This window comes from Providencia sp. JGM181, assembly GCF_018257375.1.
Taxonomy (GTDB): domain Bacteria; phylum Pseudomonadota; class Gammaproteobacteria; order Enterobacterales; family Enterobacteriaceae; genus Providencia; species Providencia lanzhouensis.
Window position 1 is genome coordinate 13,517 of record NZ_JAERJY010000003.1, and the last position, 23,481, is coordinate 36,997.

At 44.2% G+C, this 23,481-nt stretch carries 25 protein-coding genes and 1 other RNA gene; 19 read left to right on the forward strand and 7 right to left on the reverse strand.

Annotated elements, in window-relative coordinates:
* Positions 1-299 precede the first annotated feature (299 nt).
* The 5 genes from JK188_RS00915 (at position 300) to JK188_RS00935 (ending at position 2,810) form a co-directional block, all read left to right on the forward strand.
* Positions 300-959: a DedA family protein gene (locus JK188_RS00915; RefSeq protein WP_154603423.1), complete on the forward strand. Its 660-nt coding sequence runs from the start codon at positions 300-302 to the stop codon at positions 957-959.
* A gap of 183 nt (positions 960-1,142) precedes the next feature.
* Positions 1,143-1,448, forward strand: coding sequence for a DUF883 family protein (locus JK188_RS00920; RefSeq protein ID WP_211887381.1), 306 nt, complete (start codon positions 1,143-1,145; stop codon positions 1,446-1,448).
* 9 nt (positions 1,449-1,457) lie between these two features.
* A complete protein-coding gene (locus tag JK188_RS00925; protein WP_036956172.1) occupies positions 1,458-1,862 on the forward strand; it encodes a phage holin family protein in 405 nt (134 codons plus the stop codon).
* Positions 1,849-2,151 carry a YqjK-like family protein gene (locus tag JK188_RS00930; RefSeq protein ID WP_249215471.1) on the forward strand — a complete coding sequence of 101 codons (303 nt, stop codon included), beginning with the start codon at positions 1,849-1,851 and terminating at the stop codon, positions 2,149-2,151. The genes JK188_RS00925 and JK188_RS00930 overlap by 14 nt, the downstream gene beginning before the upstream one ends.
* A 263-nt stretch (positions 2,152-2,414) precedes the next feature.
* A complete protein-coding gene (locus JK188_RS00935) occupies positions 2,415-2,810 on the forward strand; it encodes a DoxX family protein (RefSeq protein ID WP_132496578.1) in 396 nt (131 codons plus the stop codon).
* 327 nt (positions 2,811-3,137) lie between these two features.
* On the opposite strand, the gene JK188_RS00940 is transcribed toward JK188_RS00935, so the two are convergent.
* On the reverse strand, positions 3,138-4,031 hold the full coding sequence (locus tag JK188_RS00940) for a LysR family transcriptional regulator (protein ID WP_154599776.1): 894 nt from the start codon (positions 4,029-4,031) through the stop codon (positions 3,138-3,140).
* A 122-nt stretch (positions 4,032-4,153) separates the two neighbouring features.
* Between JK188_RS00940 and JK188_RS00945 the strand changes: the two genes are divergently transcribed.
* The 10 genes from JK188_RS00945 to dagF all read left to right on the forward strand — a co-directional run bounded on the left by JK188_RS00945 (position 4,154) and on the right by dagF (position 13,200).
* Positions 4,154-4,861 carry a pirin family protein gene (locus JK188_RS00945; RefSeq protein WP_211887378.1) on the forward strand — a complete coding sequence of 236 codons (708 nt, stop codon included), beginning with the start codon at positions 4,154-4,156 and terminating at the stop codon, positions 4,859-4,861.
* A gap of 188 nt (positions 4,862-5,049) precedes the next feature.
* Positions 5,050-6,987 (forward strand): BglG family transcription antiterminator, encoded by a 1,938-nt coding sequence (locus tag JK188_RS00950; RefSeq protein ID WP_211887376.1) that lies wholly within the window; start codon positions 5,050-5,052, stop codon positions 6,985-6,987.
* 512 nt (positions 6,988-7,499) lie between these two features.
* The gene (locus JK188_RS00955) at positions 7,500-7,838 is read left to right on the forward strand and encodes a transcriptional antiterminator (RefSeq protein WP_036956160.1); all 339 of its coding nucleotides are present in this window, start codon (positions 7,500-7,502) and stop codon (positions 7,836-7,838) included.
* 58 nt (positions 7,839-7,896) lie between these two features.
* Positions 7,897-8,262, forward strand: coding sequence for an SFCGS family glycine-rich protein (locus tag JK188_RS00960; RefSeq protein ID WP_036956157.1), 366 nt, complete (start codon positions 7,897-7,899; stop codon positions 8,260-8,262).
* Positions 8,262-8,558 (forward strand): DUF4312 family protein, encoded by a 297-nt coding sequence (locus JK188_RS00965; RefSeq protein ID WP_006659132.1) that lies wholly within the window; start codon positions 8,262-8,264, stop codon positions 8,556-8,558. Before JK188_RS00960 ends, JK188_RS00965 begins: the two co-directional genes overlap by 1 nt.
* A 26-nt stretch (positions 8,559-8,584) precedes the next feature.
* Positions 8,585-9,376, forward strand: coding sequence for a DUF4311 domain-containing protein (locus JK188_RS00970; protein ID WP_036956155.1), 792 nt, complete (start codon positions 8,585-8,587; stop codon positions 9,374-9,376).
* Positions 9,377-9,378: 2 nt separating this feature from the next.
* Positions 9,379-10,029, forward strand: coding sequence for a DUF4310 family protein (locus JK188_RS00975; RefSeq protein ID WP_211887374.1), 651 nt, complete (start codon positions 9,379-9,381; stop codon positions 10,027-10,029).
* 193 nt (positions 10,030-10,222) lie between these two features.
* Positions 10,223-11,362, forward strand: a complete 1,140-nt coding sequence (locus JK188_RS00980; RefSeq protein ID WP_211887373.1) for an amidohydrolase/deacetylase family metallohydrolase — start codon at positions 10,223-10,225, stop codon at positions 11,360-11,362.
* Positions 11,346-12,458 carry a DgaE family pyridoxal phosphate-dependent ammonia lyase gene (locus tag JK188_RS00985; protein ID WP_211887371.1) on the forward strand — a complete coding sequence of 371 codons (1,113 nt, stop codon included), beginning with the start codon at positions 11,346-11,348 and terminating at the stop codon, positions 12,456-12,458. Before JK188_RS00980 ends, JK188_RS00985 begins: the two co-directional genes overlap by 17 nt.
* A gap of 1 nt (position 12,459) precedes the next feature.
* Positions 12,460-13,200: a 2-dehydro-3-deoxy-phosphogluconate aldolase gene (gene dagF / locus JK188_RS00990; protein ID WP_132496583.1), complete on the forward strand. Its 741-nt coding sequence runs from the start codon at positions 12,460-12,462 to the stop codon at positions 13,198-13,200.
* Positions 13,201-13,341: 141 nt separating this feature from the next.
* Here the strand turns inward: dagF and JK188_RS00995 are convergent, their stop codons facing one another.
* From JK188_RS00995 to rsmI, 3 genes are all read right to left on the reverse strand, one after another.
* Positions 13,342-14,412 (reverse strand): 4Fe-4S binding protein, encoded by a 1,071-nt coding sequence (locus JK188_RS00995; RefSeq protein ID WP_132496584.1) that lies wholly within the window; start codon positions 14,410-14,412, stop codon positions 13,342-13,344.
* A 329-nt stretch (positions 14,413-14,741) separates the two neighbouring features.
* An RNA gene (rnpB, locus tag JK188_RS01000) (RNase P RNA component class A) lies at positions 14,742-15,115 on the reverse strand.
* 83 nt (positions 15,116-15,198) lie between these two features.
* On the reverse strand, positions 15,199-16,071 hold the full coding sequence (rsmI, locus tag JK188_RS01005; RefSeq protein ID WP_187129659.1) for a 16S rRNA (cytidine(1402)-2'-O)-methyltransferase: 873 nt from the start codon (positions 16,069-16,071) through the stop codon (positions 15,199-15,201).
* A gap of 61 nt (positions 16,072-16,132) precedes the next feature.
* On the opposite strand from rsmI, the gene JK188_RS01010 reads away from it, so the two are divergent.
* The 4 genes from JK188_RS01010 to dolP are packed head-to-tail and all read left to right on the forward strand — an operon-like array spanning position 16,133 to position 19,423.
* Complete coding sequence (locus tag JK188_RS01010) at positions 16,133-17,812, forward strand: penicillin-binding protein activator (RefSeq protein ID WP_211887369.1); 1,680 nt, start codon at positions 16,133-16,135, stop codon at positions 17,810-17,812.
* Positions 17,813-17,860: 48 nt separating this feature from the next.
* Positions 17,861-18,247 carry a YraN family protein gene (locus JK188_RS01015; protein ID WP_154603437.1) on the forward strand — a complete coding sequence of 129 codons (387 nt, stop codon included), beginning with the start codon at positions 17,861-17,863 and terminating at the stop codon, positions 18,245-18,247.
* A complete protein-coding gene (gene diaA / locus JK188_RS01020) occupies positions 18,248-18,838 on the forward strand; it encodes a DnaA initiator-associating protein DiaA (RefSeq protein WP_006659121.1) in 591 nt (196 codons plus the stop codon). It abuts the gene before it with no gap.
* Between the two features lie 9 nt (positions 18,839-18,847).
* Positions 18,848-19,423 (forward strand): division/outer membrane stress-associated lipid-binding lipoprotein, encoded by a 576-nt coding sequence (gene dolP, locus JK188_RS01025; RefSeq protein ID WP_211887367.1) that lies wholly within the window; start codon positions 18,848-18,850, stop codon positions 19,421-19,423.
* 63 nt (positions 19,424-19,486) lie between these two features.
* On the opposite strand, the gene mtgA is transcribed toward dolP, so the two are convergent.
* From mtgA to arcB, 3 genes are all read right to left on the reverse strand, one after another.
* Complete coding sequence (gene mtgA / locus JK188_RS01030; protein ID WP_211887366.1) at positions 19,487-20,209, reverse strand: monofunctional biosynthetic peptidoglycan transglycosylase; 723 nt, start codon at positions 20,207-20,209, stop codon at positions 19,487-19,489.
* 8 nt (positions 20,210-20,217) lie between these two features.
* On the reverse strand, positions 20,218-20,868 hold the full coding sequence (gene elbB, locus JK188_RS01035) for an isoprenoid biosynthesis glyoxalase ElbB (RefSeq protein ID WP_036956130.1): 651 nt from the start codon (positions 20,866-20,868) through the stop codon (positions 20,218-20,220).
* A 230-nt stretch (positions 20,869-21,098) separates the two neighbouring features.
* Entirely contained in the window at positions 21,099-23,444 is a 2,346-nt protein-coding gene (gene arcB, locus JK188_RS01040; protein WP_211887365.1) for an aerobic respiration two-component sensor histidine kinase ArcB, read from the reverse strand.
* Positions 23,445-23,481 lie beyond the last annotated feature (37 nt).

Below are 23,481 nucleotides of genomic sequence, written 5' to 3' on the forward strand. Positions count from 1 at the left end.
ATCTAAACACAAATATACTGATAAATAGTCAGATTAAATCCTCTTATCCAGCGCCATTCACGTTTTTTACCATTTTAGAAAGCCAGTAGTTAAGAACCTAAAATGTAAAAATCAGCCGCAATTTAAATGAATTCTCAAAATAAGCTTAAAATTTACTGTTTAGTTATTTTCTGTTTTGTTAAAGTGATCGGGTTTTACACTAACAGCCCGAAGAAACAGCCGTTTTCTTCCGGCATTTACTTAATCCATTTCTGCCCAACAACATGTTTGTTGCTGTGATTGCCGTTTAGGAAACATTAATGGAATTAGTTAGAGAACTTTTTTTCGCCCTTTGGCACCAAGATTACGAAACCTTATCTAACCCATCGTTGATATGGTCGATTTATTTCATGCTGTTTATGATCCTATTATTGGAGAACGGCGTGCTCCCAGCTGCATTCTTACCCGGTGATAGTTTACTGATCCTTGTTGGCGTACTCATCGCAAAAGGTGCTCTTAGCTACCCATTAACTTTAGTGATTTTAACTGCTGGCGCCAGTATTGGTTGCTGGGTGGGTTATATCCAAGGCCGCTGGCTAGGTAATACAAAAATTGTCAAAGGCTGGTTATCACACCTCCCCGAACACTATCACCAGCGTGCCTATGGGCTATTCCATCGTCACGGCTTAGCCGCATTACTGATTGGTCGATTCCTTGCCTTTGTCAGAACATTGCTACCGACTATTGCAGGGCTTGCAGGCTTGCAAAATGGGCGTTTCCAACTGTTTAACTGGTTAAGTGGGCTCCTTTGGGTGCTAATTTTGACCGCTATCGGCTACGGATTCGGTAAAAGCCCTATTTTCCAACAATATGAACATCAAATTATGAATGTCTTGATGCTTATTCCAGTTGGGTTATTAATTTTGGGTCTGATCGGCAGCATTGGTGTTGTCATCAAGAAAAAATTCGCCCGCAAATAAATAGCCGTCACTGAATCAAATCGAACAGCGGGAATTTTTAGCAATTCCCGCTTTCCTCTATCTCAATTCGAAATCTATACCAATTAGTGATTGCACTTAAGCTAAAAAAAGCTATTGTAATGTTATTAAGGTCATACTTTATTAAGGCATTGCGTTATTTTTCTATTGATAGGAGGTTCTACTATGTCATCCAATCATTCTTCTGAAGATCTACGTGCTGAACTTAAATCACTCGCAGACTCTCTCGAATCCATTCTGAATAGTACTCAAGACAAATCAAAAGAAGAGATCGAAAACTTAAAGGCGAAAGCCCGTGAAGCCCTCTCCTCTTCAAAAGCTAAACTCAGTCAAGCCAGTGATAAAATCACCGAGCAAACCAAAGAAATTGCAGGCCAAGCAGATTGCTATGTGCGTGAAAATCCTTGGAAAAGCGTGGGTATCGGTGCAGCGGTCGGTGTGGTCTTAGGCATGCTGCTCACCAAGCGCTAATCACAGCTTATGGAACAGTCGCCACGTCAAGGACCCGCTAAGCGGGTTCTAGATTCTCTGCAAAGAATTGCGGGTATCGCCGTTAATATGGTTGAAACCCGCATTCAACTTATTGCAGTAGAATTAGAAGAAGAGAAACTCAACCTTGTTCAGTTATTATTACTCGCAGGGCTGACTCTTCTATTTTCTGCATTTGGTCTGATGTGCCTTATTGGGCTAATTTTTTGGTCTGTGGATCCCGTCTATCGTTATCAGGCTTTCGCTATCACAACCGGAACACTGATTTTACTCGCCATTATCTTTGCTATTTGGACGTTAAAAAAAGCGAAACAGTCCACGCTGCTCAGCGCAACCCGTGAACAACTTCGCAATGACGCTAAAGCACTGGCAGGGACCGATGATGAGCAAAAGTAAACGTCAGTTACTTGCAGAAAGAAAGTCACGCTTAGTCTCTGATATTGAGCTACAACGCATCCAGTTATCGGCCAGTAAGAAAGAGTGGCTACAAGCCACAGCGCCTTATGACCGCGCTTGGCAAACCCTAATGACCTTTCGCCCAATTGTTATCGCTGCGACGGGTCTTATTTCCATTTTTACCTTAAAGCACCCCAATCGATTTATTTCACTGAGCAAGAAAGCCATCGCGACTTGGGGGCTTATTCGTACCCTAAGAAGCAGTTTAGACAGTTCAAGTCAGAAATAACCCATCCCCTTAAGATAAAAATAATCATTATTTGTCAATATGATAGATAAAAGTGCCCTTTGGCACTTTTTTTCGCCCTCAATTATACACATTCAATTTTTTTGTCTATCTTTGTTAATAAGCTTAGCTTTTTATTGAATGAGCTAAGTAATAAGATACGCACATCCAAGATTTCTAGCCTTTTCGTGCTGAAACTTAGCTTATAACGCGATATATATCGCACTTTATTTATATTTAATGACCGTATTATCTGGAGAGACTCAATGAAAAATTTAGAAAGTGGAGCTATTTTATTAGCACGTATTATGATGCCAATTCTGTTCATCGTTGCAGGTTACGGCAAATTAGGCGGGGCATATGAAGGCACTCAGCAATATATGCAAGCAATGGGCGTCCCAGGCTTTTTACTGCCACTGACAATTTTACTTGAGTTAGGTGGTGGCCTGGCGGTGTTATTCGGTCTGTTAACACGTACAACCGCAATTTTCACTGCTGTGTTCACATTCTTAACTGCGATGCTGTTCCACACGAATTTCAGCGTTGAGCCAAACAGCTTGATGTTTATGAAAAACATGACCATTGCAGGCGGCTACATCCTGTTAGCAGTGACGGGTCCAGGCAAATTCAGTATCGACCATTTATTAAATAAAAAATGGTAATGAGCTCCAACCTCCTCGCCTATAGCTACCTATAGGCAGGGAGTCAGCAATACCCTCATATCAACATCCTTATCTATAAGTTAAATGCCTTTGCACCTCCCATCCGAGGTGCTTTTTTTGCTTTAGATCTGCTTCCATCTTGGCTTTTTTTATTCTTACTTTCTTTTTATTTTCTTTTTTGCTTTTCCGAGTCGCCTCACGAGTGATCTCTAAATAATTCGAGTTGTAGCAAGGCGGCAAGTGAAGTTATCCCTAGGAGCATACACAAGTATGTGACTAGGGTGACTTTATGAAGCCAACACAGCTACAGCTTGAAGTATGACGAGATCACCCCCTAAATAATTTAGGGATTTCTCGGAGACACCACGACTTCGCCTCCCCCATGCTGTCCCGTCGCCACGCCATAATCATATTCGACTCATGACTAAACTCCGCCCCCACCACTTGCAGGCGCCCTTCCTTAATATCTTGCTCCACCAGCGGATACGGCATTGTCGCCACCCCGAGCCCTGCAATCAGCGCCTTGCGCTTATCTTCGATGCTCGATACCGTCAATCTTTGTTGTTTATCCAGCAGTTGCACGGTGATCACTGGACGTTCGCGGGCGGTATCTGCTACCGCAATACCTCGGTATTTCACTCGCGTGGTTTCAGAAAGCGGTTCTGGTTCTTGGTGAATAGGATGGTTCGGGCTTGCCACATAAATATGGTTCAAGGTATACAGCACTTTGGAGTTAATTTCAGAGGATGAACGGAAATGCATATCTGGTGCGATAACAATATCCGCACGTCCTGATTCAAGTCGCTCCCATGCCCCTGCTAGCACCTCAGTAATTAAAGAGAGTTGGGTGTCGGATTTCTCAGCCAGTTTGTCCACCAGCGGGAATAAAGATTCAGCCGGAACCAGCGCTTCACACACAATAGTCAGATGAGTTTCCCAACCTTTAGCTAGCGCCTCCGCATCCGATGTGAGTTTATCTGCGGCTTCAAGCAACACGCGCCCACGCTCTAACAGCATGCGCCCTACATTGGTAAACTTGGTTCGATGTCCTGAACGGTCAAACAAAATAACATCAAGTTCTTCTTCTAACTTCTGCATGGTATAGCTCAATGCCGAAGGAACGCGACCTAGCTCTTCCGCCGCTGCCGCAAAGCTGCCACGCCTATCGATTGCATCCATCACCCTTAACGACTCAAGTGTTAATGCTCTCTCTTTGCTCATGATGTATCTCTTTCAGGAAATTTGAATGATGGAAACAGATTAACTGGCTAACAATTCAACGTCCAGATATTTATTATAACAATATATTACTAGCTATATATTTTGAGTGAGGGTTAACCATTATGATGAAATTAAGATCAGTTAACCATTGTGGGAAAGCAGACTACGGTTGGTTACAAGCACGCTATACTTTTTCGTTTGGTCACTATTTTGATCCAGACCTAATGGGTTTTAAAACCCTAAAAGTGCTCAATCAAGAAGTGCTTGCGCCAAATAATGCTTTTCAACCAAGAGTTTATCCTCATGTTGATATTGTGAACATCATCCTGCAAGGTCAAGCTGAATACCGCGATAATTTAGGTAATACCGTCAGTGCAAAAGCAGGGGAATGCGTCAGCTTTTCGCCTCGCCCTGACCTGAGTTACAGTGAACACAATATCAGTGAGACAACATCATTAACACGGCTTCAGCTGTGGCTAAATGCGTGCCCACAACAGGAATCTATGCCACCCCAAAAGTTGGCATTAGCGGAGAAAGATAACAAGCTTATCGCCTCACCCGATGGGGACGATAATAGCCTACAACTTCGCCAAAAAATTTGGATAAGCCAGATTTATCTTGAGCCTAATGAATCGAAAACCCTCGCATTACGAGGTAAAAATGCCTATCTACAATCTATTCATGGTGGTTTACTGGTTAGCGGGAAAGAATCGCAATCTTTATCAATGAGTTGTAACGACGGCTTATTTATCCAAGATGAAAATTCCCTAACGCTCACCAGCGACCGAGCATTTAGAGGTTTATTAATTGATTTAGGGGAATCGTTGTAATCCTATTCAGGAGGCGGAAATGTGAATTTACTCCATAAATTGCGCAAAATTTGCGAATAGATTCGCAAATTTCATCATTTATATTTCCGCTATCCTGATATCACTGTGATAGAGTCCAGCCATAAGACAGTTAAAAAACCATCAGTTTTTAACTCCGAACTTTATTTTTTGATTTTAAAGGGGTTCTTGTGGCTTTATTCATTTTGCAGCGACACAATCAAATTTTCTCTCGGATCCTCAATGAGGTTGTCCCTCAAGATGAATTAGCGAAACAGTTTTCCGTTTCCACCCGCACCATTCGCTCAGATATCAATGAAATCAATGAATTAATTAAAGATCATAGCGCTCATATTGTGTATGAGCGTGGGCGTGGATATCGATTAAAAATCGAGAATGATGAGATTTTTTCTGCATTTACTAAGCTTAATGACAAAAATAACCAGATCCCGCGCACCAGCAAAGAGCGTATTGATGCGCTGTTGCTCAAACTCTTGATGTTATCCCTGCCCGTCAAGCTCGATGATATTGCCGAAGAGTGGTTTGTCAGCCGCAGTACCATTCAGCAAGATATGGGCGCTGTTCGCGAGCATCTTCACCGCTATCAAGTGCAATTGGAGAGCATTCCCCATCAAGGGATCCGCTTAAATGGCAGTGAGTGGGCTATTCGCGCTTGTATGACCGAAGCACTCTGGCGACAGTTTAGCGAGCAAATCACCCCCGACCTCGCCACATTCACCCCAGAAAGTCTGGATAATCTCGATTTAACCTACATCGATAAAGTGGTTCATAACAGCTTGAATCGCTTTGATATTCGTATCAGCAATGAAGGTCATCTTTATCTTGTATTTAACTGCGCCGTCACCATTTTGCGTATTACCCGCGGTCATGAACTCACTGCCAGCGTCAATAACGAAGAGTTAGAAGAAGTCATTACTCAAGCCTGTGATGAAATTTCTAAAGGGTTAATTTACTTCCTGGGTAATGATTTATCCCCAGCTGAATTGAGCTTTTTGCACGACCAAATCATCGCGCAGCGTATCAGTAACCAGCATGCATCAACACAAAAACATAACCATCACAATGAGTTATCTGAATATATCTTAAATTATATCAACGAGTTGTATAACTATGATTTGCGGAATGACGAAAAGCTAAAGAAAGATCTGAATACCCATCTTTCAGCCTTAATGACTCGCCTTCAATACCATATTTCCACCCCAAACCCGCTGCTTTCAGACATCAAACAGTATTATCCGTTTGCTTATGATGTCACGTTAAGCGCCTTAACCAGTGCCAGTAAGCAGCTGCTTCCACATCCCATTAATGAAGATGAACTAGGTTACTTAGCGGTGCACATTGGGGTTAGCCTTGAACGAAATTATGGGGCAGGCTCCGCACGCCAAACGGAAGTACTAGTAGTCACGGATGCAGGAAATTCCACCTTTCGTGTGGTGGAGTCCAAAATTATGCGTGAATTTCCACAGCTCAAATTTAGCCGCGGGTTAACACTGCAAGAGTATGAATCGCTGAATGAAGTCGCAGAAGACTTTGTGATCACCACCGTACGGATCTCTGAGAAAAATAAACCAGTTATTAAAATTGCGCCCTTCCCAACCCCCTACCAGCTCGAACAAGTGGGTCGCTTAGCGATGGTGGATCAGACCCGTCCCTATATTATTGAGCGCTTCTTCGATGAGCGTTTCTTTATGGTTATCAATGAAAAAATTAGCCAAGAGACGCTGTTCAAAACCGTCTGCCAGAAACTGCAATTAGAAGGCTATGTCACCACAGATTTTTACCCGTCACTGCAAGAGCGGGAATCGATTGTCTCGACTTTGCTGGGCGAAGGGATCGCCCTTCCTCACTCCTTGGGGTTACTCGCCAATAAAACTATCGTGACAACTATCCTTGCTCCGCAAGGCATCGAGTGGAACAAAGAGACCAAAGAGAACGCCTATGTGATTTTCTTATTGGCAATCAGCAAAACTGACTATGAAGAAGCAATGGCGATTTATGATTTGTTTGTCACCTTCGTCAAAGAGAAAACCACCCGCCGCCTAGTTAATGTCAAAAATTTCAATGAATTCCAAGCAATTGCTAAAGATAGTCTCGCGCGAATTTTATAGTTATCAATAATTCCCACTACCATCCCCCCACTTCCCATCATTTCCACTTCTCAGTGGAAAAAGGGAGGTGGCCACTATTTACGTGATCCTAACCACAACTCCACCAAATGATTTTTAATCTAAATTGTCCATTTCATGCGTAAACCAACGTAAGTGGAAGTGATGATTTCCACTCTATGTAGATTTCCACAAATTCATTTCCACTTTTATTTATTAACCTGAGAGCCATTTCCACTCATAAGAAATCGACCTTAATAATTTGAATTTAAATGATTTTAATTACTCACTCGTTATTTGACCCGCCCAAATACCCCTCGTAATGTGTTAGTTTTTCCAGTTAGCTTCCTCTTAGATCGAAAATTAACCGCCGATCTTCCAGTTACACTTCCAAAATATTTCCACTTTGAACTGGAAATTCCCTGTCTGCAAAATTATTCAAGAAGCGATTAAGGTATTAGTCATGAAGAAAAAAGTGATTTGATTTGAAATATTACCTTGGATTTTAAACAGTTATGAATGAATCAGTTGTGGTTTTCAAAATGTTAGAAGACGACCTTGATATCCATCAGGTCACACAAGAACTGCTAGCAGTGATTACTGACTGGCTCAAACTGGAGGGTTGCTACACCACGGATGTACAGCAACAAATGCTGGAGTCTCATCTACGTGCCATGGTTGCTCGAGCCAAAACCGGTGAAGCCTTACCGGAAGTGGATATCAGTCTGTTCGATGAAATTTCGAGCCATTCCATTGCATTAGCGCAGCGCGTCGTCGATACCTTGCCGGGGCTTGCGCCAGAAGAAACTTATTTGCTCTCAGTTCACTTTGAAGTTGCCCGTTCTAATGATTAATTTTTAGCATCTTATTTTTAGCACTCAATTTTTAGCATTCGGTCTTGGAGAATATTTTATGAAACAGATAGTTATTGTTATCGGCGATCGTTTAGGTAAAGGGCAAAAAGTGGCTGCGGGCGTTGAAGCTGCCGGCGGAAAAGCCATCGTTGTTCCTGGTGTCGCTGCTGACATGAAACTGGGGGATGTGATGAACCAAGAACAAGCTGATCTTGGCATTTCATTCTGTGGTAGCGGTGGTGCAGGCGCCATTACAGCTCAAACCAAATATGGCTACAAAGCGCGTTATGGGATGCGTTCGATTGAAGAGGGAGAAACCGCCATTGCTGAAGGTTGCAATGTTTTAGGTTTCGGTTTTATGGACAAGGAAGAGTTAGGCGAGCGCTTAGTTAAAGCTTTTAATAAAAAATACGGCAACGCTTAATGAAAAAATCTATCGAAACGACCGTACGGGTGACAGGGCAAGGCGACACAAAGCAAAAAGCGATTGCTGACGCCTTAAATTCGATTCAAAAAACCGTACTTAAGAACAGCACCGACATCATTCTGCGGATAGAACCCAAGGATGTTGAGGTTGTTAGTGCTCACTCTCATTCGCGGACAGAAAAGTTTCTCTTTCTCTTTTTGCCACGCAAACGTGAACATTTCCGAGTTGTTCTCGACGTTTCGCTGGATGTTACCTTACTTTCTGTCAACGAAATTCCATTTACAGAACAATAAAAGCAATCAGGTCTGGAGTAAATTCCATGAGTGAAACTGCATCTTTCTTAGAAATATTGGGCATGTCCCTCATTATCGGCGGCCTCTGCGGCTTTGGTTTAGGCGCAGGGGCGGCACGTATGTTCCACGCGCCAACCGTTCAAGGTATGGGAGCATTCCGTACCCTTGGTGAGTTAAACGCCTGTGAGGGAGACCCCGCATCACACTTCTCATTCGGCTTAGGATTCTTCTTCAACGCATGGGCATCATCAGTCGCTGCGGGTGCCTTCACCCAAGACGTTGACCACCGCATCATCCCTAACTGGGGTGCTGCTGCTCTATTAACTAAAAACCGCAGTGTGGCAGATACCCTGCATAACCCGAAAAAAATGGCGATTGCCTGTGCCATTATCGGAGCATTGGTGGTCGCCTTCTTAAATACCACGGCGTCCGCAGTCCCAGCCGCGCTGCAAACCACCGCTATTAACGTGCTGGTTCCGGCAGCTAACTTACTGGTTAACACCGTGATGCCCGTCATTTTCTGGCTAGCCGCGATGGATGCTGGTCGTCGTTCCGGTTTCTGGGCAACCTTATTTGGTGGTTGCGCACAATTAATCATGGGTAACGCTATCCCAGGTTTAGTGTTAGGGATCTTGATTGGTAAAGGCGTGGATGACAATGGCTGGAACCGCATCACTCGTACCATGATGATCACCGTTATTCTGCTGTTCGTTCTCAGTGGCTTCTTCCGCGAGTTTGACCTGAAGATGATCACCTCTTTCAACTTAGACAAACCACTGTGGCTTGAATATGTCCACGGACTGCTGAGCGGGAAATAATCATGACAACTGAAATCAATAAACAAGACTTTTGGTACGCGGAATGGTCTTTCCCTATCTTTGTTGGGCTGCTATCAGCGGGGATCTTCGCGGGTACCCATATGTACGTCGTGTACGGGTTCGGCGCATTTAACGAAGTGGCTTTCGTCGCCATGTTACGCGCTGGGCTAGATACGGGGGTTTACGGTGCTGTCGCCGCCTTCGGTGCAAGCTTCCTGTTTGCGCGAATTATCGAAGGGTCTCTCGTGGGGATTTTGGATATCGGTGGTGCACTGCAAACCGGTATTGGCTTAGGGGTTCCCGCCCTATTTTTAGCCGCAGGCTGGGATATTTTAGTCACCAACTTCTGGATTTCCCTGATCACTGGTTTATTCCTTGGTGTGCTTATCGGCTTAATTATCGTGTTCGCCCGTAAGTTTACCATTGCGCAAGCTAACTCAACGTTTGGTGCAGACGTAATGATGGGCGCAGGTAACACCTCCGGCCGTTTCTTAGGTCCATTGATTATCCTTGCTGCAATGGCCGCGTCTATTCCGATTGGTATCGGAGCACTGATTGGCTCACTGATTTTCTATGTATGGCAAAAACCAGTCGCCGGTGGCGCTATCTTAGGTGCGATGTTGTTTGGGTATTTCTTCCCACTCACTGCCTAGCATCATTTAGAACAAATACTACGGTTTGTATCATTTAGAACAAACACTTGAGCATACTCTAAATAATTCAAGCTGCAGCTAGGCGGCAAGCGACGATATCCCTAGGAGCATACATAAGTATGTGACTAGGGTAGCGGAAGAGCAGCCAACAACGCTGCGGTTTGAAGTATGACGAGTATGACAGAGGGATATTATGTATTCACTAATCATCAAACAGGGAAAGCGTATCGATGGCTCAATTATCGATATCCTAATCAAAGACGGAAAAATCGAAGCTGCGGGTTCTGAGCTTTCCCATAATCAGCAAGCTGAAAAAATCATTGATCTTGAAGGAAAGCTGTATGTTAGCGCTGGGTGGATTGATTCTCACGCCCACTGTTTTGCTGAGTCGCCGATTTACTTCGATGAGCCTGATCTCGCCGGTGCCGCTGGCGGTGTCACTTCACTGGTTGATGCGGGCAGTGTGGGTGCTGATGATATTGACAGGTTTTATCGGCTAACTACTCAATCCAAAACTAATGTCTTCTCTCTGCTGAATATTTCGCGCATTGGCATTATCGCTCAGAATGAGCTGTCCAACATGGACAATATCGACGATGCGAGTTTCCAAGCCGCACTTGAGCGCCATCCCGGCTTTGTGGTGGGTATGAAAGCGCGCATGAGCAAAAGTGTGGTGGGCGAGAATGGTATTGCGCCTTTGGTTAAAGCCAAAGAAATGCAGAAAAAACATCATCTTCCATTAATGGTGCACATTGGGAATAACCCGCCCAATATTGATGAAGTCGCAGACTTACTCACCCGTGGAGACATCATTACCCACTGCTTTAATGGCAAACCGAATAAAATTTTAGGGGATGATGGATACCTAAAACCATCTATTGCCCGCGCCCTCGCCCGTGGCGTGATCCTCGATGTGGGTCACGGCGGTGAAAGCTTTAGCTTCAAAGTCGCAGAGCAAGCCATGCGAATTGGCACCTATCCAGACATTATCAGCTCAGATATCTATCACCGTAACCGCGTGAATGGTCCCGTCTATAGCCTTGCATTCGTGATGACGAAATTCCTGTGTATGGGCTTTAGCGCCGAACAAATTTTACGCTGTGTCACTGAGAAAGCCGCGGATTTACTGTCGCTTCCTGCTAAAGGTTATTTAAGACCAGGCTTTGATGCTGACATCACGTTATTTGACCTCAAAGAAGAGGCAACCGAGCTGACGGATGCCGATGGCGAGCATCGCATCGGTACCCATCGTTTTGTTCCTGTTGCTGCCATCGTTGGTGGAAAGCACATTATTCCTGCACAAGGCGAATCTGAACATGCAATCAATCTATGAAAAATATCAGTTAAAACACGTTATTAATGCCTCCGGTCGTATGACCCTTTTAGGCGTTTCAACCCCAACACCTGAAGTCGTCGAGCGCGTAGCATATGGGCTGAACCATTATTTTGAAATTAAAGACTTAGTGAACAAAACTGGGGAGTACATCGCTCAACTGCTCAATGTTGAAGCCGCGGTTGTGGTTTCCTGCGCCTCTGCGGGTATTGCTCAAGCGGTGGCGGCGGTGATTGTGCAAGATGATGAGGATTTGCTGCTTAATTTGCACTCCTCCAGCAAATCCGTTCCTCGCGAAATTATTTTGCCAAAAGGACATAACGTGAACTTTGGCGCCCCCGTGGACACCATGGTCACCTTAGGTGGCGGTAAAGTGGTTGAAGCAGGTTTTGCGAATGAATGTAGCGCTGCGCAATTAGCGGCAAAAATTACCCCGCAAACCGCTGCCATTTTATATATCAAATCCCACCATACCGTACAAAAGAGCATGTTAACCGTGGCGGAAGCCGCCAAAGTCGCTCATGCCCATCAGCTTCCCTTGATCGTGGATGCGGCCGCGGAAGAAGATTTAACTGCCTATTACCAAGCGGGTGGCGACATTGTGATTTACAGTGGCGCCAAAGCAATTGAAGGACCAACCAGTGGCTTAGTTGTCGGTAAAAAACAGTATGTTGAATGGGTAAAACGCCAATCTCAAGGTATTGGCCGTGCGATGAAAGTTGGTAAAGAAGGCATTTTAGGCTTAACACTGGCTATCGAGCAGTACCTCACCGCTACCAAAGAAACTGGGGCGGAAATGGTTAGCCGTATGGATAAATTCCTTAAAGATTTAAATGCGATAGCCGGTATTTCAGCCCGTATTGTTTGGGATGCCGCTGGGCGTGATATCGCCAGAGCCGAGATCAGTTTTGATGAAAAAGCGATTGGCAAAACCACCTACCAAATCATGGATGAGCTGAAACAAGGCAATACCGCGATTTATTTTCGCGAGTACAAAGCCAATGAAGGAAAGGTTGAAGCCGATATTCGCAGCGTCAGCACCGAGCAACTTGACGTCATTTCGCAGCAAATTCGTACGTTAGTAGAAGGAATTTAACATGAAGTTGTCACCAAATTTTTACCATGATCGTGTGTGCCTGAACGTTCTAGCAGGGAGCCATCAAAACGCAAAAGATATTTATGCCGCGGCGGAGAGTTTTGTGGTGGTTGGGGTGTTATCCAAGAATTATCCTGACCTTGAAAGTGCCATTGCGGATATGAAGGTGTATGCCAAAGAAGTGGATAATGCGCTGTCTGTCGGTTTAGGTGCCGGCGACCCTAAGCAGTCCACCATGGTGTCTCTTATTTCAAAAGAAGTTCAACCTCAGCATGTGAATCAAGTGTTTACGGGCGCACCGATTAGCCGCGCACTATTGGGTCAGAATGAAACGTTTGTGAATGCGCTAATTTCCCCCACGGGTACAGTGGGCATGGTGAAAATTTCAACAGGCCCATTAAGCGCTCAAGCCCCTGATGGTATCGTGCCGATTGAAACTGCCATTATGATGCTCAAAGATATGGGCGCAGATTCTGTGAAGTTCTTTAATATGCAGGGCTTGAAGTACATTGAGGAATATAAAGCTATTGCAGAAGCTTGCGCTAAGTTTGATTTTTCTTTAGAGCCAACGGGCGGTATTGATTTAGAGAATTTCGCCGAGATTTTGCAAATCGCCCTCGACGCTGGAGTGAAGAAAATCATCCCACATATTTACAGTTCTATCATTGATAAAACCACTGGAGATACCCGCCCAGAGGATGTCCGCCAATTGCTAAACATGGTTAAAAAAGCGGTAAATTGATGTAGCAATAAGCTACACATAAGAAAATAAATATTAGCGAGACGTTAAAGTACTTACTACCATAACCATGACAAAGCACCCAATGCCCCACTCACTTTTTGTGCCGCGGGGCATTTTTTATTCTTGATTCTTCATTTTGAATCAATGACCGATTCCTCTGGCATTCGGTATGATATGAAACCAATAGTTATCAGGAACCGGGCTATCCCAAACGCCTAGGTAAGCCGCAACCGCAATAGTGACGAATAAAATACCTAGGGTCAAAATGGCCATCACCATTCCTGATAAAGGGATTTGGCGTTTTTTAGTCGGCGCTTGTAATGAGAAAGCCAATGTTGACGCCACTGGGCAAGATTCAACGCACGTCATGCATCCCGTGCATTCAACCGTTCTGACGTTGATTAATTGGTCAACAGGAATGCGTGATGGGCAATTTTTGGCACATTTTCCGCAATCAATGCAGCTTTCTACATTTCGGCGAATTTTAACCGGCGAGAATAGCGAAAATATCCCTAGTAATGCACCATAAGGACAAAGATAACGACACCATGCATTACGAATAAACAGGCTAGCGACGACAAGAACAGAAACTGTGATGAGTGAAGCGCTACTAATATAACGAAAGAAATCCAGCATTTTCACATCAATGATGATCCCATAAGGCGACATCATAAAGTATTGGATCATCTGTGCTGGCATGGAGAGCGAGATATAGAGGAAGAAAGCTAAGAGTAGGTATTTTAATCCTCTTAAGGGGATATCGAGCCATTTAGGTACTTTGATTTGAAAACGAAACAGTTTCTGACCTATTTTCCCGATATATTCCGATATTGTGCCTATCGGGCACAGCCATGAGCAAAAGGATTTTTTCAGTAATAAACTGATGATGATAAAGGAAACCAAGAGAAACATTGCTGCGGCATGTATGGGAGGTAATCCCCCTGTTTCAATGGTGTATTTTAAGTTCATTAACCCCGCAATAGGCAGCCAGCCTTCGATGCCTCCCGGACGCGGAAGATACAACGTCGCACCGCCCGTTTCATAATAGCGCACCCAGTAATAGAAGGTAATGCCAATATAAATGTTGATCGCCAAAAGCGTGATTTGCACGACTTTCCGCCATGTCGAGGCGTTACGCCAATCATTCCAAGGGAGTTTTCCGCCAATTGTTCCTGGACGACGTGGGTATCGTACTGAGGGTTTCTTTGCCATGTCCGCCTATCTCTTTAACATGCATTTTAAATACCATTATTGTATTTAAGTCCCTATCACCCGTATTGATTTGCATCACTGCCTTGTGATGTTGACGATAGATATGGCGTGTTGATAGGAAAATGTGCAAATGAAAGATAATAAACTCAGATTTTTTCTAAATAATTTGGATTGTCGTTTTCTTTATATAATTCAAGCCGAGATTTTTTCTAAATAATTCGAGGTGTGCCAAGGCGGCAAAATGAGGAAATCCCTAGGAGCATACACAAGTATGTGACTAGGGTTGACGAGTGAAGCCAACGCAGTCACAACTTGAAGTATGACGAAAAAATTGGAGTTGGTCGGTAAGCCGGGTTCTGTCGTGGACAACCATTCATCTAGGCCAGCACTTGCGCACTGGCTCCAGCAACCTACCCGAGTTCAATGCGGGCCGCACCATATGAACCCCTATTTGGTCTTGCTCCGGGTGGAGTTTACCATGCCACGAACTGTTGCCAGTCGCGCGGTGCGCTCTTACCGCACCCTTTCACCCTTACCTGATCCTGTAAACAGGCCATCGGCGGTTTGCTCTCTGTTGCACTTGTCGTAGGCTCGCGCCTCCCAGACGTTATCTGGCACCCTGCCCTATGGAGCCCGGACTTTCCTCCCCTCTACCCGTCTCCCGAAGGGACTACGATAAAGCAGCGGTTGTCTGACCAACTCCGCGGCGAATTATAGGCACTTTACACTAGCTTGTACAGACTCAATGACAGGCAAATTACGTCAAAACCGGCACTTGGACAAAAATCACTCGCTGTCTTGTTGGTCTAGCATCAATTTGTAGAGCTGGTTTTTCTTCAGACCATAAATTTCTGCGGTGATCGCAGCGGCTTTTTTCGGTGGTAACTCTTTTTGCAGCAAACCCAACGTACGAATAACATCTGGCGTAATCGCCGATTCATCCGTTTGTGGCTTATACCCTTCCACAATGAGTACCATTTCACCGCGATGACGATTTTCGTCTTCTTTTACCCATTCGAGTAATTCACCAACTGGGCGCCCTTCAATCGACTCCCAGGTTTTGGTCAATTCACGGGCTAAAACCACACGACGCTCAGGTCCCCACACTTCCACCATGTCTGCTAAACTGTCTAATAAGCGATGAGTGGATTCATAAAAAATCAGTGTTCGAGTCTCTTGCTCTAAGGATTGCAAAACATCTTTGCGTCCCTTGGTTTTCGCGGGTAAGAACCCTTCATAACAGAAACGGTCTGAAGGTAAACCCGCCGCTGACAAGGCGGTGATGGCCGCACAAGCGCCCGGTAGTGGGACAACGCGAATGCCAGCCTCACGGCAGCGATTGACTAAGTGATAGCCAGGATCATTAATTAAAGGTGTACCTGCATCCGAGACTAATGCGATACTATCCCCTTGTTGAAGCTTGCTAATTAATTGATCTGCTTTTTGCTGCTCGTTATGATCATGTAGCGCAAACATGCGCGCATTGATGGCAAAATTCTGTAAGAGAATGCCTGAGTGCCTTGTGTCTTCCGCAGCAATTAGGTCAACATGTTTAAGCACATCTAACGCGCGTTGCGTGATATCTCCCATGTTACCAATTGGGGTTGGCACGATGTACAGCGTAGATGCCATAACCACTGCTTGATTAGGTTGATTCATTGTTTCATCCGAATAGCCGGTTTAAAATTAAGCAATTGAAAAATACACCATTGGATACAGTATGCGTCCTTCAATTTTTTTGCATTTGAAAAAAAGATTAATCTGCACTGCGATGTTGTCCACGTTGGCATTAACAGGGTGCCAAATCGAATCCTCGACAACCTCGACAACAACCCAGCAGCCTAGCGTTTCTGATGCCAGCCATTACCAGTCCGTTATCGATGCCGCTCAAGGCAAACCGTCAATGGATGTCCTGCGTGCTTTTATCAGCCAAGAACCTCTGCTAACCGATCCTGTACAACATCAGGCGAATATTGATTCTCTGTGGCTGATGTTAACACAGATGAAGCCAGAACAGATTCAAGGAATCGAAGCTGACGAAAATATTCTACTGGGCTGGGTCGACCTTCTGGATATCTACCAAAATAATAAAGATGACCCAGAGGCACTCCGTACTGGCATCGAAGACTGGAAAACTCGTTACCCACATAATCCAGGCGCCAAAAATCTGCCAAGCGCATTAGTTCAAGGAACCATCACCAAAGTCGGTGCTAACCCACGTATTGCGCTATTTTTACCGATGAGCGGGCAGGGGCAAGTCTTTGGTCAAGCCATCATGCAAGGCTTCCTTGATGCACAAAAAGGTTTACCTTCAGGCCCTGCATCTCAAGCTGCCGCAGCACCAACTGCGCCACAAAGCTCCGGTAATGATGTACTAGACCAGATTTACCAAGAGGTGGCTGCGACGGTTAATGAAAATGCCAATTCCGAAGTAGCTTCATCTAGCGTGCGCATTGATGCAGCACCAACCAATACCCAAAGCGTTAAAGTCTTTGATACCCAAGGCAAAGCGATCCCTCAGTTAGTCGCTCAAGCCACTTCTGAAGGGTATAACTTAATTGTTGGACCTCTACTGAAATCAGAGGTGCAAGCCATTGCTCAAATGAATGCGCCCATCAATGTATTGGCACTGAATGAATTAGACGCTAACCAATTACAGCCACGTGCAAATTTATGTTATTTCTCTTTATCCCCTGAAGATGAAGCGAAAAATGCCGCTAACCAAATGAGATTAGATGGTAAACAGATGCCGTTAGTGTTAGTACCTGCATCCCCATTTGGTGATCGCATCGCCAAAGCATTTGCCGAGGAGTGGCAAGCAAAAGGCGGTGGCACAGCATTGATGCAAACATTTGGTTCTACTGCATCCTTAAAAGAGTCAATCAACCGTGGTCAAGGGATCCGCATGACAGGTACCCCTATCAGTGTCGATACCCAAGGAATGGCACCAACCAGTGGCGGTGTTGATGCGGTTTATATCGTGGCAACACGCGATGAATTAACCCTCGTCAAACCGATGATCGATATGGCGATCAGTTCCCGTCAGCGCCCTGCTTTATATGCCAGTTCGCGCAGTAACCAAGGGAACTCAAATGCGGATTATCGTTTCGAAATGGAAGGCGTGAAATTCAGCGAAGTTCCATTACTTGCTGGTGCAAACAACAACTTACGCAAACAAGCTCAAGGTAAAGTGAATAACGATTATTCGCTGTTCCGCCTGTATGCGATGGGTATTGATGCATGGTCGCTGGCAAATAACTACGATAACTTACAGCAACACAGTGACCAATTCCGTGTTAACGGGGCATCCGGTACGCTAAGTGTGCATGATAACTGTGTTATTTACCGTGAATTGCCGTGGTTGCAATTCAAGCAAGGACAAGTAAAGTCTGCGCAATAAATTAAACGAGGTCGCTTTATTGCTGCCTATTTTTCAGACAAGGATGTCATGAAAACCGTTAAAAAATCATTAAAATGGTTGACTGGTCGATATTACGAAAACCAAGCGCTCTCCTATTTAAAGCAGCAAGGGCTCGCTTTTGTCGCACGCAATGTTCGAAACCGTGCGGGAGAAATCGATTTGATCATGCGAGATAAATCAGGCTGGGTATTCGTAGAGGTTCGTTTTCGCAAGAATAGTGATTACGGAGACGCACTTTTATCAGTAAACTGGCACAAACGCAGAAAAATATTGTCCACCGCACAATATTGGCTTGCTCAACGACAAGAAAGTTTTGAAACAACACCCTGCCGCTTTGATATCTGTGCAATCACCGGCAAGCAATTTCAGTGGATTCAAAACGCATTTAATCTTAGTGAACAGGAATATAAGTAAGTGCTAGATAGAATAAAAGTTTGCTTTACTGAAAGCATCCAAACTCAAATTGCCGCAGCGGAAGCCCTGCCCGATGCAATTTCTCGAGCTGCAATGATGATGGTGCAGTCACTGCTTAATGGTAATAAAATTTTGTGTTGTGGCAATGGCGCATCCGCAGCAACAGCACAGCGTTTTGCTGCGAGCATGATCCACCGTTTTGAAACTGAGCGCCCAAGCTTACCTGCTCTCGCGCTAAATACGGATAATACTGTGCTCACCGCGATATCAGGAAGCAAGCAACCAACTGAAATCTATGCAAAACAAGTTCGAGCATTAGGTCAGCATGGCGATGTATTAATGGCTATCTCAACCCACGGTAACAGTGCCGATATTATTAAAGCCGTAGAAGCTGCGGTAACGCGCGATATGACCATCGTCGCACTCACTGGCTATGATGGCGGCGAGTTAGCGGGTCTTTTAGGACCACAGGATGTTGAAATTCGTATTCCATCCCAGCATAGTGTCAGAATTCAAGAGGTACACTTACTCACAGTGAATTGTTTGTGTGACCTTATCGATAACACGCTCTTTCCTCACCAGAACGACTAAGGAGACAAAATGCGATTACTTCCGATTTTTGCCATAGTGTTTAGCGCGGCTCTTTTACAAGGCTGTATTGGTGCTGCCGTTGTAGGTACTGCCGCAGTAGCTACCAAAAGCGCTACAGACCCTCGTTCTGTTGGTCAGCAAGTTGATGATGGCACATTAGAAGCCCGGGTCAGTGGTCAACTTAACAAAGATAAAGATATCACCAGCAAAGCCCGTATTATCGCAACTGCGTATAAAGGCAATGTATTGTTAACTGGGCAATCTCCCGACATGTCATGGGCAGATAAAGCCAAACAAATCGCCAGTAACGTTGATGGTACAGAAAAAGTGTATAACGAGGTTCGACAAGGTCAGCCCGTTGATTTAGGTACCGCGTCAAAAGACACTTGGTTAACCACCAAAGTAAAATCTAAGATTTTAGCCAGTGACGAAGTGAAATCAGGCAGCGTTAAAGTCATCACTGAGAATGGTGAAGTCTTCTTATTAGGTGTACTCACTCAGCAAGAAGGTGCTGCAGCAGCAAAAATTGCGAGTGAAACGGATGGCGTTCGTCGTGTAACGACGGCATTTACTTATCTCAATTGATTATAATTAGTAACCTATTGTTACAAAGAGCCAAGCCATGAAGTCAAATTCATGGCTTTTTTCTTATTCCTCACCTATATCGTTATTTTTCAGATAATTCCTATCTCCTAATAAGCTCATCTGATTAAGTATCCATGCTTGTCTTTTCAAAACATATGAAGATGGATTTTTTACATGGAACCGGTGAGGATTAGGTAAAACAGCTGCTAAAAGTGCAGCTTCCTGCCGAGAAAGCTTGCTAGCAGGCTTATTGAAGTATTTATTTGCCGCCTCTTCAACACCAAAAACCCCTTCCCCAAACTCCGCAATATTAAGATAAACAGTAATGATCCGGGTTTTTGACCACATTAACTCCATAACTGGTGTCATTGCTGTTTCAAGGCCTTTTCTTATCCAGCTTCGTCCATCCCATAACCATAAGTTTTTCACTGTTTGTTGAGAGATTGTTGAAGCCCCCCTAACTGTCTGTTTATTACTCGAATTATGTTTATATGCTCTCTCAATTGCATCAAGATCAAATCCCCAATGATGAGGAAAATTTTGATCTTCAGAAGCAATGACAGCGAGATAAAGATAGGGGGAAATCTGTTTTTCACTCACCCAAGTCGAATGAGAAACATAAGAAAAATTAAAGTTTAACCATGCAGAAAGCTGCCTTTCGACCATCACCGCAGAAAAGGGGACAGGGATAAATTTGAAGATCACAACAGATACTAGCCAGAGGGCAAGTAATGAAAGTGTGATCTTCTTTAACCAATACCACAAGCGAGAAACAAACTTTTGCATTGAGTTAATTACGCCATTTCTAATACTTTCTCAACCAGCTTATTGATACCTATATTTGCCTCAGCAATGGATTGAGCCAGCATATAAGCAGGTGTTGTAACAACTTTGTTATATTCATCAACCACAATGTTATCAACCGTACAAACAACATGCTGTCCACCCATCTTTTCAATTTGGGCAATCGTTTCAGTATCATTACCAATCGTCAATTTCACTGATGTATTTAACATCTTCGGTAGCATGACAGGAGCAATACACATCAGCCCTAGCGGCTTTTTCTGTTGGTGCATTGCCTGTACTAAACTTAATAGTTGTTTATTAATTTCACATTCGCTTCCCTTCACCGCAAAATCACATAAATTTTTTGCCACACCAAAACCACCAGGAATTATAAGGGCATCTAGCTTAGAGGCATCTGCTGATGACAAAGGCGCTATTTTCCCACGAGAAATACGTGCAGACTCTTCCATTTGGTTACGTTTTTCTGTTTTTAATCCGCCATTAACATGATTAATTACAGTAGCTTGATAATCATCTGGCGCATAAAAGTGAACTTCTGCATTATTTTTACTTAAAGCAAGCATAGTTAATACTGATTCATGGATCTCGCTTCCATCAAAAACACCACAGCCACTTAAAATTACCGCAATTGATTTCATATCTTCGTCCTTTTGTAGTAAATTACTCCCCAGAGCGAAAGCAGACAAACATCAATCTTCATCACAGATTTTAATGAATCTTGTAACAGGTTCGATAAATTTTGGTATCTTGATAACGTCTGAGTCGTGACAAATGCATTTTAATGATTCGCCTAAGATAAAAATTATAAGCGAATCAATGATTTCCCTGGTGTTGGCGCAGTATTCGCGCACCCCAACTTAGGTTGGGGTTATTTTTTTGTGCGGCCATCCACCCAGTTTCTTAATGTTTCTATATCTGATTTCCAATCCTGTTTTAACTCATCAACCCACTCTTGCACATTGTCCCACCATGCTGGTAATTCAGGGGATTGAATCTGCTGAGCGAGTTTCTGTAAATTTTTCAGTCCTACTGAACCCGCAGCGCCTTTAATTTTGTGAGCTTCCTCAACAATTCCCTTCTGATCTTTAGCCACCATGTTGGAATCGAGGATCGCTAAATAGCCCGGTAGCATTTTTTCAAATACCTCTAAACCGTCATAAATCAGTTTTGGCCCAACTAATTCAATGTATTGCTCTAACATTTCACAATCTAAAATTGATTCATCAACTTCTGCCATATCCACTTGCTCCTCATGCTTGTCATTTGAAGATGCATTCTCGCCCCAAAATTGCTCAATCACTTGAGTGAGCGCAGGAACCGATAATGGTTTGCTCAGAACACCGTCCATTCCCGCATCAAAGTACTCTTTCTTATCTTTGAGGACATTCGCGGTCAGGGCGATTAATGGTGGTAAATCATCCTTATCATACTGTTGTTTAAGCTGTTTAGAGATATCTAACCCTGTCATGTCAGGAAGTTGGATATCCAGTAGAACTAAGTCATATTCTCCAGGTGCGAACATCTCTAGCGCGTCTTTACCTGTCATTGCGACATCAACCGTGTTGCCAAGGTTTTCTAGCACAGAACACGCCACAACCACATTTAGTTCAATATCTTCCACTAGTAAGATATGGAGCGCCGGTAATGGATAATCATCGTCGTGCTGTTGCTGCTCTTCGATTTCAGCCTCTACTTCAGGGGCAATAATCGACAATGTAAATGTTGAACCTTGTCCAATATCGCTTTCAACACGAATATCACCGCCCATACTTTGTGCTAACCTACGGGATACAGAAAGCCCAATCCCCGTTCCTGTTGCAGGACGTCCACCTGCGGAATCACGGACTTGATAATACATCGCAAAGATTTTATCTAATTCGTCTTTCGGAATACCGATGCCGCTATCTTTGACTTGGAAAAATAGCTTGTCATCCGCTTCACGCCAGATACTCAGTTTCACTTCGCCTTTCTGCGTGAATTTCACCGCATTACCGATTAAGTTCCACAGGATTTGGCGTAAACGCGTACCGTCCGTCAAAATGGTTTTCGGTAAACCGTGAGCGACATCCATGACAAATTTCAGGCCTTTCGGCTGAACAAGTAACCCGCTCAGGTTTTCTAAATCGTTCACAAATTCGGGCAATGTCACAGGTTGGTTATCCAATTGGACTTTGCGGCGCTCGATTTTGTCCATTTCAATCACATCATTAAAAATGTTGCCTAAAGTGACGGCACTGACGTGAATGGTTTTTAAATAGCTCGATTGTTCTTTGGTCAGCTTGGTATCTAGTAAAATACGGCTAAGCCCCACAATGCCATTAAGCGGCGTACGAAGCTCGTGGCTGATAGTAGAGATAAAGGTAGTCTTCTCTCTACTGGCATTCTCTAACGCCTCCTGATAGCGCTTACGCTCGGTAATATCACGCCCAAACCCCATTAGCCCGTGGCGCTTCCCTACGCGGTCATAAAATGGCACTTTTCGCAGCTCAAAACAGGCTTTTCGCCCATCAGGGTAAACTAGCCACTGTTCATAGGTTAATGCCACATTGTGTCTGAAAACTTTCTCATCCGTTTCCATCACTTTGGCGGCAATTTCTTCATCATAAATGTCCAGTGGCGTTAAACCGACTAGCTGTTTTTCACTCTTACCGGTGAGCAGCTCCATCGCACGGTTACAGCCAGAAAATTCATTGTTTTCATTGCGATAATAGACAAGATCAGGGGAAGCATCGAGGAACGAACGCAGTAAAACAGATTGCTGTTCGAACTCAATTTGAGTCTGTTCGCGGTATTTCATTTCTTGTTTGAGTTGCTCTAACAACTCAAGATGGGCGCTTTCGGCTTTTTCACGCTCTAAAATTTCTAAGTTAAGTTGCTCAATATTGCCTTGAAGCTGAGTATTCAGTTCCGCATCACGCTTTCGCATCACTTCGAGCTTATCAACCATGCGCGTTAAACGCTGGCGAGACTCTTCTAATTGCTCTACCACCACCGAAAGAAAATAAACTGCTAATGGCGTAATAATTAAGCCAAAGAAAATGGAGCCGACCATATCGAGGCTATCGACTTGTCCCCGAAGAAAAATCGCTACCGCCATTTGCATTATCATGGCGAGCACAACTAACGCTGACGCGAGAAGCAAAGAGAAACGCACTAAGCCTAGCTTCATCATCAGGTCAACATAGTATTGTGCAAGACCGCGAAGTACTTTCATAACCACCCCTTAGTTAAATTCTCACTGAATCATATAT